14 protein-coding genes (1 of these 14 cut by a window edge) are annotated in these 15,334 nt (G+C 39.6%); 2 read left to right on the top strand and 12 right to left on the bottom strand.

Annotated elements, in window-relative coordinates; translation table 11 throughout:
• The 7 genes from ispD to tsaE all read right to left on the bottom strand — a co-directional run.
• A protein-coding gene (gene ispD, locus ACYQ2D_RS14975; protein WP_022302609.1) for a 2-C-methyl-D-erythritol 4-phosphate cytidylyltransferase crosses the window boundary here: on the bottom strand, positions 1-512 show its 5' portion. 187 nt of this gene lie to the left of the window's left edge; the window shows 512 of its 699 coding nt (coding positions 1-512); its start codon is at positions 510-512; its stop codon lies beyond the left edge, outside the window.
• Between the two features lie 16 nt (positions 513-528).
• Positions 529-1,563 carry a tRNA (adenosine(37)-N6)-threonylcarbamoyltransferase complex transferase subunit TsaD gene (gene tsaD, locus ACYQ2D_RS14970; protein ID WP_022302610.1) on the bottom strand — a complete coding sequence of 345 codons (1,035 nt, stop codon included), beginning with the start codon at positions 1,561-1,563 and terminating at the stop codon, positions 529-531.
• Positions 1,564-1,689: 126 nt separating this feature from the next.
• A complete protein-coding gene (locus ACYQ2D_RS14965; RefSeq protein ID WP_022302611.1) occupies positions 1,690-2,604 on the bottom strand; it encodes a ribonuclease Z in 915 nt (304 codons plus the stop codon).
• A 75-nt stretch (positions 2,605-2,679) separates the two neighbouring features.
• Positions 2,680-2,928: a hypothetical protein gene (locus ACYQ2D_RS14960; RefSeq protein ID WP_022302612.1), complete on the bottom strand. Its 249-nt coding sequence runs from the start codon at positions 2,926-2,928 to the stop codon at positions 2,680-2,682.
• A 151-nt stretch (positions 2,929-3,079) separates the two neighbouring features.
• Complete coding sequence (gene rimI / locus ACYQ2D_RS14955) at positions 3,080-3,538, bottom strand: ribosomal protein S18-alanine N-acetyltransferase (RefSeq protein WP_459786012.1); 459 nt, start codon at positions 3,536-3,538, stop codon at positions 3,080-3,082.
• Positions 3,531-4,253 carry a tRNA (adenosine(37)-N6)-threonylcarbamoyltransferase complex dimerization subunit type 1 TsaB gene (gene tsaB, locus ACYQ2D_RS14950; RefSeq protein ID WP_372555304.1) on the bottom strand — a complete coding sequence of 241 codons (723 nt, stop codon included), beginning with the start codon at positions 4,251-4,253 and terminating at the stop codon, positions 3,531-3,533. The genes rimI and tsaB overlap by 8 nt, the downstream gene beginning before the upstream one ends.
• Positions 4,254-4,289: 36 nt before the next feature.
• A complete protein-coding gene (gene tsaE / locus ACYQ2D_RS14945; RefSeq protein ID WP_117457158.1) occupies positions 4,290-4,733 on the bottom strand; it encodes a tRNA (adenosine(37)-N6)-threonylcarbamoyltransferase complex ATPase subunit type 1 TsaE in 444 nt (147 codons plus the stop codon).
• Positions 4,734-5,231: 498 nt separating this feature from the next.
• Between tsaE and ACYQ2D_RS14940 the strand changes: the two genes are divergently transcribed.
• Complete coding sequence (locus ACYQ2D_RS14940) at positions 5,232-5,750, top strand: peptidylprolyl isomerase (RefSeq protein ID WP_022303615.1); 519 nt, start codon at positions 5,232-5,234, stop codon at positions 5,748-5,750.
• A 93-nt stretch (positions 5,751-5,843) separates the two neighbouring features.
• Here ACYQ2D_RS14940 and ACYQ2D_RS14935 read toward each other — a convergent pair whose 3' ends face one another.
• Positions 5,844-6,500, bottom strand: coding sequence for a YigZ family protein (locus ACYQ2D_RS14935; protein WP_459786010.1), 657 nt, complete (start codon positions 6,498-6,500; stop codon positions 5,844-5,846).
• Between the two features lie 174 nt (positions 6,501-6,674).
• Here ACYQ2D_RS14935 and ACYQ2D_RS14930 point away from each other — a divergent pair, with 174 nt between their 5' ends.
• Positions 6,675-9,170, top strand: coding sequence for a transglycosylase domain-containing protein (locus tag ACYQ2D_RS14930; RefSeq protein WP_459786009.1), 2,496 nt, complete (start codon positions 6,675-6,677; stop codon positions 9,168-9,170).
• A gap of 100 nt (positions 9,171-9,270) precedes the next feature.
• On the opposite strand, the gene ACYQ2D_RS14925 is transcribed toward ACYQ2D_RS14930, so the two are convergent.
• From ACYQ2D_RS14925 to ftsH, 4 genes are all read right to left on the bottom strand, one after another.
• A complete protein-coding gene (locus ACYQ2D_RS14925; RefSeq protein WP_459786007.1) occupies positions 9,271-10,218 on the bottom strand; it encodes an ROK family glucokinase in 948 nt (315 codons plus the stop codon).
• On the bottom strand, positions 10,218-11,159 hold the full coding sequence (hprK, locus tag ACYQ2D_RS14920) for an HPr(Ser) kinase/phosphatase (protein WP_117457160.1): 942 nt from the start codon (positions 11,157-11,159) through the stop codon (positions 10,218-10,220). Before hprK ends, ACYQ2D_RS14925 begins: the two co-directional genes overlap by 1 nt.
• A 180-nt stretch (positions 11,160-11,339) precedes the next feature.
• Positions 11,340-13,205, bottom strand: a complete 1,866-nt coding sequence (gene uvrC, locus ACYQ2D_RS14915; protein ID WP_459786006.1) for an excinuclease ABC subunit UvrC — start codon at positions 13,203-13,205, stop codon at positions 11,340-11,342.
• 79 nt (positions 13,206-13,284) lie between these two features.
• Positions 13,285-15,234, bottom strand: a complete 1,950-nt coding sequence (gene ftsH / locus ACYQ2D_RS14910; protein ID WP_022303621.1) for an ATP-dependent zinc metalloprotease FtsH — start codon at positions 15,232-15,234, stop codon at positions 13,285-13,287.
• Positions 15,235-15,334 lie beyond the last annotated feature (100 nt).

The raw sequence follows: 15,334 nt of genomic DNA, 5'->3' as shown, positions 1-15,334 counted from the left end.
ATTTCCGGATAGGAGAAAATCTGAGGAGTCTGAATATTCCAGACTCGAGCCCGTTTTGGCGTAGATTCTACAAATCCCTCTTCATCCGTAATTTTCACTGTATCTTTGGATGGTACGCCTAAAACACACGCTCCACCTGCAATCACCGCTTTTTTTCCGCGCTCTATCATTTCCTCTGTTACAAATGGTCTTGCGCCATCATGAATAAACACATAATCACAGTTTTGACATGCCTTAAGTCCTTCATAAACAGAATCATAGCGTTCTTTTCCACCCGTAACGACTGCTTTTACCTTTTGGAATCCAAACGGCTCTACAATCTCTCTTTTTACATATTCAACGCTTTCTGCACCTGTTACAATAATGATATCATCAATTTCACTGCTCTTTTCAAAACAAGAAATACTATAAAACAGAACCGGTTTCCCTTTTAACAAAAGAAACTGCTTCTGTATTTTACTCTTCATTCGTTTTCCCTGGCCTGCTGCCAGCACAATTGCTGTACAGTTCATATTATCGCCCCTTATACTAACGTTCTCCCAATTTCAGGTTTGGAACTGCATTTAAATCCATTCCATGTCTCGTTCCCTTTAAAAATTCGTAATACGCAGCCACACCAATCATTGCTGCATTGTCCGTGCAGAAAATTGGTGATGGATGATAAAATTTTATCTGATTTTTTTTACATGCTTCCTCCATCGCACTGCGAAGTCCGCTATTTGATGCAACCCCTCCGGCAATCGCCAGTTTTTTAATATGATAATCTTTTGCCGCCATAATTGCGTGTTCCACAAGTACCTCAACCACACAGCGCTGAAAAGAGGCTGCAATATCTGCTGCTACAATCTCTTCCCCCTGCATTTTGCACTTGTTTAAATGATTTAATACCGCTGATTTTACCCCACTAAAGCTAAAATCATAAGGAGCATCTTCAATCTTAGCCTTTGGAAAATCAAACGCATAAGGATTTCCCTCTTTTGAAAGTTTATCAATTTTCGGTCCACCTGGATATCCCAATCCAATTGCTCTTGCAACTTTATCAAATGCCTCACCTGCTGCATCATCTCTGGTACGTCCTAAAATTTCAAACTCACCATAATCTTTTACAATAACCAGATGTGTATGACCTCCCGATACAACCAGACATAAAAATGGCGGTTCTAAATCCAGATTTTCAATATAATTGGCAGAAATGTGCCCCTCTATGTGATGCACGCCTACCAGTGGTAAATCTTTTGCAAAACTAATTGCTTTTGCCTCTGCCACTCCGACTAAAAGCGCACCGACAAGCCCAGGTCCATAAGTCACCCCAATCGCATCTAAATCATCTAAAGTAACCCCCGCTTCTTTCAGTGCCTCTTCAATCACCTGATTAATTTTTTCAATATGTTTTCTTGATGCAATTTCCGGCACTACTCCTCCATAAAGTTTATGAAGGTCTATCTGTGAAGAAATCACATTTGATAAAATAGTACGTCCATTTTTCACAACGGATGCCGCAGTTTCATCACAGGAACTTTCAATTGCAAGAATTTTAATATCTTTTTGTGTTTCTGTCTCCACGTTTTTTTCTCCTTTCCCATGTACTCCATTCCAATGTACGCTCGAAATTTTTCTGTTAAAAGCTCTCAAAACTCAAAACGTACCTCAATATCTACAATATCTATCTGATATCATCTTAAGTTTCTGCTACTCTTCTTCAAACTGCAGTTCTACCGACTGGCGATCTCTTGCTGCAATCGTATTTTGGAAAATTTTTGTTGCCTCTCCCAATGCTTCTTCCGGTCTTACCAGCGACGGACTGTAATGTGTCAGCCAGAGTTCCTTTACATTGGCACTTTTTGCTAATGTTGCAGCTTCTTTAAACGTCATGTGTTTATGTGCCTTTGCCTTTTCCTCTTCTTTATCCTGCTCTCCATACATTCCTTCACAGATAAATAAATCTGAGTCTTTCGCATGCTCTTCTATAGATTTGACCGGTCTGGTATCTGTCGTATAAGTCAGTTTAATTCCCTTTCTTGCCGGTCCTAATACCATATCAGGAGTATAAAGCATGCCATCTGCCTCTACTGTCTCCCCTTTTTGCAGTGGATTCCAATATTTTAACGGAATATTCTGTTCCTTTGCTCTTTTTGCATCAAATTTTCCATTTCTCTTGATTTCTATCGTATATCCATAACAAAGTACATTATGATTTACTTTATATGCCGTAATCTCATACCCATATAAAGTAAAAGTCTCTTCTGGCTGAGTCAACTCAATACATTCAATTTCAAAAGGCAGTTCCGGTGCAATCACACGAAGCGCATTTACCACACGGACAAGACCTTTTGGTCCAATCAAAGTAAGAGGCTCGGTTCGCTCTGCATTTCCCATTGTCAAAAGCAGTCCTGGAAGCCCACTGATATGATCTGCATGATAATGGGTAAAACAAATCACATCAATCGGCTTAAAACTCCAGCCTTTTTCCTTTACAGCAACCTGAGTTCCCTCTCCACAATCAATCATTAAATTACTTCCGTTATAGCGTGTCATTAAAGCAGTTAATTTTCGTCTTGGAAGCGGCATCATTCCACCGGTTCCTAACAGACAAACATCCAGCATCTATCTTTTATCCTCATTTCTCTCTGATTTTGCAGAGATATCTGCGTTTTTTATCTTAACACACATTTTTGACTGCTACAACAATTCCTTTTCTTTTTTCACGGTAAGCGGAATTACAAAATCTGCGGTTATTCTATCATAGCACGCTTCACATAAATCAAATTCATGGTGTTCTGTATCTTTATTTGAAAAATATCCCCATAAAATCTCTCCATGAAACATTCCTTCCTGAATCATTTCGTTTTTTATGGTTATTTTTTTTCCACATCCATTACAATAAATTTCTGCCAGTTTTTTTTCTTTTTGATTTTTATATTTTCTCATCCTTATCCTCCAAACGGATGTCATATACTTTCAAAATCTCTCTTTTTGATTTACTTTGTACTCTCGACTTGTTTCTTCTGTATTATACCGAATTTTTTTCAAAAATCCTATATGAAACCATTTTCAAATATAGAAAAAGATAGCAATTCTGCTATCTTTTACACATAACGATTCCATCTTCGACCGGCTCTTCATAAAACTTTTTCCGCACATCAATCTCTTCAAATCCAAAGGAACGGTATAACTTTCTTGCACGTAGATTACTCTCTCGCACTTCTAAAAAGAAAGACATCCCCCCTCTTTTTTTCGCTTCTTTTAAAAATTCCTCCATAAGATGCGTTCCGGCTCTTTGTCCCCAGCAGGACTTTTTAATTGACACATTTGTAATCTCGCCCTCATCTAATACAAGCCACATTCCTGCATAACCAATGATTTCATCTTGATTCTCAATCACCATGTACAACGTATTTTTAGAACGAACTGCATCTTCAAAATCCTTTTGCTTCCACGGCTTTGAAAAATTTTCAGCTTCAATTTGAGCAGTTTCTTCTGCATCCTCTATTGTCATTTCACGCACTTTTAATAAATTTTTTTTGATATTCTCACTCATGTTTTTCTTGTTTCAAACGTTCTGCACGTTCTCTTTCTGCCTGAGAAACACGAAGATACTCCGGCTTATGTTCTGCTGCACTTTCTGTTTTTCCCTCTTTAAAATAAAGAGTACCAAGCATGCCAACCGCCCCTGCACGCTGTCTGCTTAAATGTGCCGGTGCAAATGAATACGGCACTTTACAGCTTTCCTGAATCAATTCTTTATAAACCGGAACAGCGTCGCCAAGAAAAATTACCGGTCTTTCCATTTGATTTAATTCTTTTATCAATTCCTCTAATGCAACTGCATCCTGTTCTTTTACCACCTGCATCTGATGATTTAAAAAGCAATACATTCCTGTATAAACCTGTTTTCTTCTTGCATCCATAATCGGACAGATAATCGTATCTTCATCGGTATCATATAAATTATAAGCTAGTGCATCTACCGTCGGCACGCTGATTAACGGCTTATCTAATGCAAGTCCCAGTCCTTTTGCTGTCGCCGAACCAATTCTAAGCCCTGTAAAAGAACCTGGTCCTGCTGCCACTGCAATTGCATCAATTGAACTTAAATCCAAATCAATACTCTTTTTTATTTCTTCTAACATCGGAAGCAAAGTCTGGGAATGTGTTTTTTTATAATTCATCGTATACTCTGCCACAAGTGTTTCTTCTTCTATCACAGCCACAGAAGCTACAAGCCCCGAACTGTCAATTGCTAATAATTTCATTGTCTTCTCTCCTCTCTGGTTTCTTGTTCTGCTTTTTTATTCCATTTCTGTCTTAGCTAAACCATCTATTGTGATTTTTCGATAATCAAATCCTTTTTCCGGATTTTTTTCAATTGTAATTGCAATGATAGACTCCGGCAAAAGCTCTTCTATTAATTCCGCCCATTCAATCAGGCAAATTCCTTTCCCAAAAAAGTAATCATCGTATCCGATTTCTTCCATTTCTTCAATATCTCCAATTCGATAGACATCAAAATGATAAAATGGAAGCCGACCGCCTTCATATTCTTGAACAATCGTAAACGTCGGACTGTTTACCGGTTCTTTGATTCCAAGTCCTACAGCCACTCCTTGAGTAAATACGGTCTTTCCGGTTCCCAAATCTCCATTTAAGGTATAAATCTGTCCTGCAACCGCTTTTTCTCCAAGCCGTTTCCCAAGTTCAAATGTTTCCTTCGCACTATTTGTTTCTATTATCATATTTTGACTCACTTTCTGTTTCTATACAAAATGACATCATTTTTTGTTTCTTTCATCCGAGCGAGTATTCGTCAGAATATCGTTACGGTAAAACAGACATTTGCAATCCGCTTTGTTACTTGCTCACCACTTAGTGATCTGCGCACTTGAAGCAGGAGAATGCTTATCTGCGGTAAAGCGGACATTCGCAATCCGCTTCGCTACTTGCTCATGAACGCAGTCGCTTCGCGATCTGTCAGTGGGAGCTTTCAACTCCCACTGACAGAAGCATCCCCCTCACCCGCCGTTTAGTGCTCTGCGCACTTGAAGCGGGGGGAATGCTTATCTGCGTTCAAATCTCGATTCTACATTATAACACAGAAAATTATGGCTTGCACCTTTTATTTTTCCAGATTATAATGGTATCTGAACCTTTTGGTGCTGCCGGTTTTATTGTTTTGATAAGACTTTTTAAGTGCAGTAACCTGTTCGCAAAAAAAATTAAAGGAGATACAAATTATGGCTAATCCAATTGTAACCATCACAATGACAGATGGCAGTGTTATGAAAGCTGAATTATATCCGGAAGTTGCACCAAATACTGTAAATAACTTTATTAGTCTGGTTAAAAAAGGCTTCTATGATGGTCTTGTATTCCACAGAGTCATCCGCGGATTTATGATTCAGGGCGGCGACCCACAGGGAACCGGAATGGGCGGTCCTGGCTATTCCATCAAAGGAGAATTTACCTATAACGGTTTTTCCAATGATTTAAAACATACACCAGGTGTTCTTTCCATGGCTCGCGCAATGGACCCAAACTCAGCCGGAAGCCAGTTCTTCATTATGCATGAAACTTCCCCACATCTGGATGGACAGTATGCTGCATTTGGAAAAGTAACTGACGGACTTGACGTGGTAAATAAAATCGCTGAAGTTCCAACTGACTACAGTGACCGTCCTCTTGAACCACAGATGATTCAGAACATGACTGTAGATACTTTCGGAGTTGAATATCCAGAACCGGAAACTGTATAACAACCGTACTCATACCGGGGACAAGTCACCTTTTGTCCTCAATCTATACAAATGCAGGCCTTGTCAAATGAAGGCTACGATAAAATAATTTTATCAGTCTTCAAATGTAAGAACTTCTTTATCAAGAGTGGCATAATACAGTTCTTTTTCTGCCGTGACAGAAGCTTTTCCACTCGTTGCTTCCGTCACGGCTTTTTTTATGCGTTCTTCTTCTTTTTTCGGAACTAATACTTCAAATTCTACACTTTCTGCGTATCTTGAATCTAAAATCGGAAGATTCTCCTGTCCAAACAAATACTGCAGTTTTCCGACTCCATTATAATCTGTTCCAACTAACAAACATACTCCATGGTTTTTGGTAATTAAAATACTGTTTTTTAATCCTTCCTGAACGGCTTTTGAATATGCCCTCACAAGTCCTCCCGTTCCAAGCAAAGTTCCGCCAAAATATCTGGTTACTACAACCGCAATATTATACAGTTCTTCTCCAAGCAAAACATCAAGCATTGGTTTTCCTGCCGTTCCCTGTGGTTCTCCATCATCACTGCAGCGCATAAACTCTTTTCTTTCTCCAATCACATAAGCATAGCAGTTATGTCTGGCATCCCAGTATTTCTTTTTTATCTCCTCAATAAATTTTAAAGCTTCTTCTTCTGTTTTTACCAGACGGACAGTTGCGATAAAACGTGACTTTTTTTCTACAATTTCGCCCTCTCCGCCCTGATAGACTGTTCTATATTGTTCTAACATCTTTCTTATCCTTACCTGATTCTTTTTAAATTTTCTTCATCATACCACAGAAATTTACAGGTGCAAAGCAATAATTTCCCCCTGAAAAGTATCAAAAAGTGTGAATTTTATCAAGTTAGACTTTATTTCACACAGGGCATTTGCTATAATAAACCGGTAAAGGAGGCAAAATACATGAATTTTGGAAAACGTGCGACAAACAGAAAACGAAACGCCCTGTCCTCCCACTCCACAATGATAGGGAAAAAAGCAAATGTTTCTGTTCTACGCATTCTGTTTATTTCACTGATTGCAGTTTTTACCATCTGCTTATGCATCGGGGTAGGAGCTCTTAGAGGTCTGATTGACAGCGCACCGGATATCAATGATGTCAATATCATGCCTGTCGGCTCTGCAACTTTCATTTATGACTCAGACGGCAATCAGCTTCAGAAACTCACTGCGCCTAATTCCAATCGTATGCCGGTATCGATTGACCAGATTCCACTTGATTTACAACATGCAGTTGTTGCAATCGAGGATGAGCGATTCTACGAGCATAACGGAATTGACCTCCGCGGTATTATGCGTGCCGCTGTAAAAGGTATTACGCATGGATTCAATTTTTCAGAAGGTGCCAGTACCATTACACAACAGCTTTTGAAAAATAATGTGTTTACCGACTGGACAAATGAATCTACAATTGAACGTTTTAAGCGAAAATTTCAAGAGCAGTACCTTGCAGTCCAGTTAGAAAAGGAACTGAAAGACAAACAGACCATTCTTGAAAATTATTTGAACACAATCAATCTTGGAGATGGAAATTATGGAGTGCAGGCAGCCGCACACGGATATTTTAATAAAGATGTCAATGAACTGACCCTTTCAGAGTGTACGGTTCTTGCCGGAATCAGCCAGAACCCAACCCGCTATAATCCTGCTACAAATCCTGAGGAAAATGCAAAGCGTCGAAAAGAAGTACTCGACCACATGCTTGCCCAGAATTATATCTCGCAGGAGCAATACGATGAATGTCTTGCTGACAATGTTTATGAAAGAATTCAGCAGGTAGAGGCAGAAACTTCTCAGGAAGACACCACTTACAGTTACTTTGTCGATGAACTGACCAAACAGGTTGTCAGTGACTTAAAGACCCAGAAAGGATATTCTGACCAGCAGGCTTACAATGCACTTTACAGTGGCGGACTTCGTATTTATACGACTCAGGACCCTAATATTCAGCAGATTTGTGATGAAGAATATTCGAATCCTGCCAACTTTCCTTCTGGTACTCAGGTGGAACTGGAATATGCACTGACAATCCGCCGTCCGAACGGAACGGAAGAAAACTTCAGTCAGGAAATGATGCAGTCTTATTTCCAGCAGCAGGAAGGAGAAAATTTCAATCTGCTCTTTGACAGCGCAGAACAGGCTCAGAATTATATCGACACCTACAAAGCTGCTGTTACCTATGATGGCTCTGAAGTGCTCTCAGAAAGCATTACAATGGCACCTCAGCCACAGTCATCTGTGGTAATCATGGATCAGCACACCGGATATGTAAAAGCGATTGTCGGCGGACGCGGGGAGAAGACCAGCAGTCTTTCCTTAAACCGTGCAACATCCACTCTAAGACAGCCTGGTTCTACTTTCAAATTAGTATCCACTTATGCACCTGCTTTAAATGAATGCGGAATGACTCTTGCAACCACTTATACAGATAAACCAATCACTTATAAAGACGGTACACCGGTTAAGAATGCAACAAATTCTTATCGCGGAGAAACAACCATCCGCGAGGCAATTATTCATTCTATTAATACCGTAGCTGTTCAGTGCTTTACCGATGTCACTCCACAACTTGGATATGAGTATCTGAAGAAATTCGGATTTACCACTGTTTATGACAATATCAGTATTAATGGTAAGATTTATACTGACATTCAGCAGCCAACTGCACTGGGCGGTATTACGCGCGGTGTCAGCAATCTGGAACTGACTGGCGCTTATGCTGCAATTGCTAATTCCGGAACTTATATCAAACCAATGTTTTATACTAAGATTCTGGATGAGGATGGAAATGTTGTCATCGACAATACCCCAGAAGAAAGAAAAGTCATTAAACCAAGCACCGCTTATCTTTTAACCAGTGCAATGGAAGATGTTGTAAGCGAGGGTACCGGTACAAGACTTCAGCTTTCTAATATGCACGTTGCAGGTAAAACCGGTACAACCGATACCTACAATGATGTATGGTTTGCAGGATTCACCCCATATTACACCTGTACAATCTGGTCTGGATATGACGATAACACCAAAATTCCGGATACCGGAAATTACAGAACCTATCATCAGGACTTATGGAATCGTATTATGAGCCGGATTCATGAAAATCTCGAAGATAAAGATTTTGACAAGCCGGCTACTGTTGGTGAAGCAACCGTCTGCAAAGACACTGGCATGCTTCCAACTTACAATTGTCCAACTGTAACAGAACTGTTTGATACCACTGAGCTTCCAAACAAACGCTGTACCAAACACGGCGGTGGAGGCAGCAGCCGAAGCTATAATTCTTACAGTTCAAGAAATTCCTACAGTTATTCGGATAATGAAGATGACGACGAAGAAGATGATACCGATTCTTCTTCCTCTGATGACGAGGAAGATAATACCGATAACGAAGAAGAATAAACTGTAAAAATTTAAAAACACAACAAAAAAGACTCCGTTCTCGAAAAAGTTGAGAACAGAGTCTTTTTATTTACTATCCTGATTTTTTACTACAATCTTCTTAATTATCTTTGCTTAAAATTAATTTTGCAGCTCCATAAATTCCAGCATCATTTCCCAGTGTTGCCAGTTTAATCGGAGTTTCTTTGCTTGCAGTAAATGCATGTGCTTTATAATATTTTTCTACTGCATCAATTAAAACTTGTCCGGCTTTTGATACCCCACCACCGATTACAAATACATCAGGGTCAGAAACACAGGCGAATACAGCCAGTGCATTGCCAAGATAAGCAGCAAATTTATCAACAATTTTACCTGCCAGTACATCCCCTTCTTTATAGGCATCGAATACACTCTTTGCTGAAATATTTTTTACAGTTCTAAGCACAGAATCTTCTGCTTCACTTTCCAGCGCCTCTTTTGCAAGACGTGCAATACCGGTTGCAGAAGCATACTGCTCCAGACAACCCTTATTTCCACAGTTGCATGCTTTGGTTTCTGCCGGATTTACAAACGCATGACCGATTTCACCACCTGCTCCGTGTGCTCCGGTTACAATTTTTTCATTTATGATGATTCCACCGCCTACACCCGTACCTAAGGTGACCAGAATCAGGTTCTTTGCACCCTGTCCGCCACCTTTCCACATTTCACCAAGCGCTGCAACATTTGCATCATTTCCGGCTTTTACTGCAAGTCCGGTTAAATCACCAAGTTCTTTTTCAATATTTTTTCTTCCCCAATGAAGATTCACGGCGCATGGAATTTCTCCTGTTTCTTCTACCGGTCCTGGTACACCGATTCCAACACCTGCAACTTCTGCCTTATCAATTTTCTTTTCTTCAATTTTTGCAAGAATTGTTGCCGCTATATCCGGAAGAATTGCTTCTCCATTATTTTCTGTACGGGTCACAATCTCCCATTTTTCTTCTACTGTTCCATCCGTCTGAAACAGTGCACATTTTACAGTTGTACCACCAAGGTCAATTCCAAAACACCACTTTGCCATTATTCATCTTCCTCTTTTCTCTTTTTTGACATATTTTCCTGTACACGACGATACAGTTCCTGAGCTGCATTATAGCCCATCTTCTTCTGTCTGTGGTTAACCGCAGCCGACTCTACAATAACAGCCAGATTTCTACCTGGACGAATTGGCAGAGAATGGCATACTACACGGTTTCCCAAAAATTCAGTATACTCTTCTTCCAATCCAAGACGGTCATATTCTTTGTCTTTATCCCACTCTTCCAGCTTGATAACCAAATCAATAGACTGAGTATCTTTTACACTTTCTACACCAAACAGGGTCTTTACATCAATAATTCCAATACCACGCAGTTCAATAAAGTGACGGGTAATATCCGGTGCAGAGCCAACCAATGTTGCATCACTGACACGACGAATTTCTACAACATCATCGCTAACCAGACGGTGACCACGTTTGATTAACTCCAGGGCAGCTTCACTCTTACCGATTCCACTTTCACCCATAATCAGTACACCTTCACCATATACATCGACTAATACGCCATGAATGGAAATGCACGGTGCAAGCTCTACATTCAACCAACGGATAATCTCTGCCATAAAGGTAGAAGTTGTCTGGTCAGTTACAAAAATCGGCACATCATATTTAATTGCAAGATTAATCATATCTTCATCCGGTTCTGTCTTTGTACTGAAAATCACACACGGAATTTTACTTGCTACAAAACGTTCAAACGCTTCCATCTTCTTTTCTCTGGATAAATGCAGAAGATATGTGTATTCTACATATCCGATAATCTGAACTCTTTCATTTTCAAAATGTTCCAGATATCCGGTCAGCTGTAATGCTGGACGGTTAATATCCGGCAGGGTAATCCTCTTTTTTGAGATATCCACATCCGGTGTTTTATTATGCAGATTTAATTCCTGCACCATTTTGCTTAATTGTACACCTTTCACTTTTTAGGCCTCCTTGTTTTCCCTGAACGCAACCTTATGATAAACTATTTTTTGCGCACATTCGCTTTGATAATAGTTTATCATAAGGTGTTTAGAAGTTCAACTGCAACCATATCAAGAATTCGTCAACTTATGCCGTCAAAATCATATGTCAGTTCTTACAAATGTTTAACTTAAATTTCACGCATTTGCTTTATGAAAAAAGTCATACACTGCCTGCGCTGACTTTTCATTCATCGAAGAAACTTCAGCCAGTTCTTCCACTGTTGCCTCTTTTATTTTTTCCACACCCATAAAATGTTTCATCAAAGCTTTTCTTCTTGCCGGACCAATCCCTTCAATCTCATCAAGCACAGAATGAATCTGATTTTTACTTCTCAAAGAACGATGATATTCAATTGCAAACCGGTGTGCTTCATCCTGGATTCTTGTAATCAATCGAAACGCTTCACTGTCTTTTTCAATCGGAATTTCCTGATTTTGATAATAAAGACCTCTGGTTCTGTGTTTATCATCCTTTACCATTCCACAAACCGGAATCTCAAGTTTTAATTTTTCAAGCACGGACAACGCAGAATGAACTTGTCCCTTTCCTCCATCCATTAGAATCAAGTCCGGAAATTTCGTAAAGCTTCCATACTGTTCTTCCTGATTTTTTTCTTCCTGCTGTTGTTTTTCTTCCATTCCATGTTCAAATCGTCTTGTCAGCACCTCTTCCATGCTTGCATAATCATTTGAACCTTCCACAGTCTTTATCCGAAATTTGCGGTAATCACTCCGCTTTGGTTTTCCATTTTCATACACAACCATTGAACCAACCGACAAAAATCCACTGATATTGGAAATGTCATAAGCCTCCATTCTCTGCGTACTTGAAAGATTTAAAAGTTTACTGATTTCTTTTACCGCCCCGATGGTTCGTCCTTCTTCCCGCTTTAATCGTTCTTTATCTTTTTCAAGTACCAGCCTGGCATTATTTTTTGCAAGTTCTACTAATTTTTCTTTTGTTCCTTTCTTTGGCACACGAATCTGTACCTTTGTTCCTCTGCGGTTTGAAAGCCAGGTTTCGATTATTACACGATCCTCAATTTCGCTCTCAATCATAATTTCCTTTGGAATCATTGCAGTTCCTGCATAAAACTGTTTGATAAAACTCGATAAAACCACTGCTTTTTCTTCTCCTGCCGTGTGTAAAAAGAAATGGTCTCTTCCAATCATTTTTCCTCCACGGATAAAAAATACCTGAGCTACTACATCGTCATTTTCCTGTGCCACTGCAATCACATCCCTATCTTCTCCATGCTGGTCTGTGATTTTCTGACGCTCTGCAATCTTTTTTACGCTCTCTATTAAATCACGATACTGTGCCGCATCTTCAAAACGCAGTTCTTCGGACGCCCTTAACATCTTTTGTTCCAGTTCTTTTAAAATTTCTTTATGATTTCCATTCAAAAACGAAATCAGCTCTTCTACCTTTTTATGATACTCCTCTTTTGAAATATACCCCTGACAAGGCGCCTCACACTGATGAATCTGATAATACAGACAGGGTCTTTCTTTTTTGATGTCCTTTGGCAGATTTCGGTTGCAGGTTCTTAGACGGTATAGTTTTGTCACAAGTTCCACCACCTCTTTTACTGCAAAACCACTGGTATACGGACCATAATACTTTGCTTTATCCTTCTTCATCTGCCGGACAATCTGAATCCTCGGATATTCTTCCTGCAAAGTTACTTTGATAAATGGATAAGTCTTATCATCCTTTAACATGGTATTATATTTTGGTCTGTGTTCTTTAATCAAATTACATTCCAATACCAGTGCCTCTAACTCTGAATCCGTTACAATATATTCAAATCTTGCAATCTGTTGCACCATCTGTTCTTTCTTTATCCCCAGATTTCGACTGCTTTGAAAATACTGCCGAACACGATTTTTTAAACTGATTGCCTTTCCAATATAGATAATCGTATCCTCTGCATCATGCATAATATAAACCCCTGGTTTTCCCGGGAGCTTCTTTAATTCCTCTTCAATACAAAACAATTTTTCCCATCCTTTCTCCCTGTATTGAAAGAAGCTATCACATTCCTGCGATAGCTTCTCTGTTTCTTTAATCGTTTCTTTAATCATTTAGTTCGTTTTTAGCCAGTACTACTTTTGGTGTTTCCTTTTCTTCCACCTTATTTTCTACGATACGCGGTTTTTCTTTTGGTTCGCTTTCTCCCTTGATTTCACGGAAAATCTTCATAAATTCTTTTCCGGTAATCGTTTCTCTTTCAATCAAGAATTCGGCAATCTTATCAAGCGCTTCTCGGTTTTCGCTTAAAAGCCGTTTTGCTTCATCGTAGGAATATTTTAACAATTTCATAACTTCATGGTCGATTTCTGTTGCAGTGGAATCTCCACAGTTCATCACGGCTCTGCCATCGAGATACTGGTTCTGCGTTTCCGCAAGTCCCATCAGACCAAAGCGTTCTGACATACCATATTGAGTAATCATGGCTCTTGCCACTTTGGTTGCCTGCTCGATATCATTTGCTGCACCGGTTGTAACGGTATCAAATACAATTTCTTCTGCTGCACGTCCGCCAAGATAACCAACCAGCATTGCCTCGAGTTCTTTTTTGGTATTTAAGTATTTCTCTTCTTCCGGAACATGCATTACATAGCCAAGTGCGCCCATTGTACGCGGTACAATCGTAATCTTCTGTACCGGCTCAGAATCTTTCTGGAGAGCGCTGACCAGTGCATGTCCGACTTCATGGTAAGAAACGATTCTTCTCTCTTCCATGCTTAAGATACGGTCTTTCTTTTCTTTACCAACTAATACAACCTCAACGGCTTCTAATAAGTCTTTTTGCGAAACCGCTTTTCTTCCATTTTTTACAGCAAGAATGGCAGCTTCATTAATCATATTTGCAAGGTCAGATCCGACTGCTCCTGAAGTTGCAAGTGCAATTCCCTCTAAATCAACAGTTTCATCTAAAGATACATTTTTCGCATGTACTTTTAAGATGCTGACACGACCTTTTAAATCCGGACGGTCTACAATAACACGTCTGTCAAAACGTCCCGGACGAAGCAGTGCAGGGTCTAAGACTTCCGGACGGTTTGTCGCAGCAAGAATCAAAAGCCCCTTAGAAGTATCAAATCCATCCATTTCTGCTAACAACTGATTTAAAGTCTGTTCCCTTTCGTCATTGCCTCCAAAACGGGAATCCCTTGTTTTACCAATCGCATCCACCTCGTCGATAAAAATAATACAAGGTGCATTTTTCTTTGCTTCTTCAAATAAATCACGTACTCGTGATGCACCGACACCGACAAACATTTCCACAAAGTCTGAACCAGACAATGAGAAAAACGGTACGTGCGCTTCTCCGGCAACTGCCTTTGCAAGCAGGGTTTTACCGGTTCCCGGAGGTCCTACCAGCAGTGCCCCCTTTGGAAGTTTCGCACCAATCTCGGTATATTTTCCGGGATTATGCAAGAAATCAACAACTTCCTGCAAGGATTCTTTTGCTTCATCCTGACCGGCCACATCTTTAAATGTAACTCCTGTTTCTTTTTGTACATAAGCTTTTGCCTTACTCTTGCCAACACCACCCATCATACCACCGCCTTTATTCATACGGCGGAAGAATAATGAAATCAGTGCAAACATTAGTACAACCGGCACAACAAAACTTAAAATTGCATATAAGAGTTCCCCTGCCATGTTTGGTTTTTCACGTTTGAACTCTACATTTGCCTCATCAAGTCGTTTTGTCAACTCATTTTCATCTTCCGTGGCAATAACGGTTTTTGTGCCATTCCCTAATTTCCCACTGTTTTTCAACGTTACTTTCAAATCATCAGAATTTATCACTACACTTTCTACCTGACCCTTATCAAGCAGTTGGATAAACTCACTATAGGAAATTTCGCTGGATACATTACTTGTCATTCTGGACAGCATATTCATTCCAAACAGACTGACCATAATACAGATTAAAAGTACCAGAAGGGATTGTTTATTCTTAGGTCCCTTATTATTATTCGGGTCCTGATTGCGGTTTTGATTTTGATCCATCTTATTCCTCCTCATTCTGTCCTTTCTATTATACGAATAGCTTGTTAAAAAATCAATTAAAAAACTCGCTTCAAATCTAAAACTTTCATGAATTTATTTG

This window comes from Blautia stercoris (assembly GCF_054657695.1).
The sequence above is the reverse complement of the archived record's forward strand: the minus strand, read 5'-3'. Positions and strand labels throughout refer to the sequence as shown.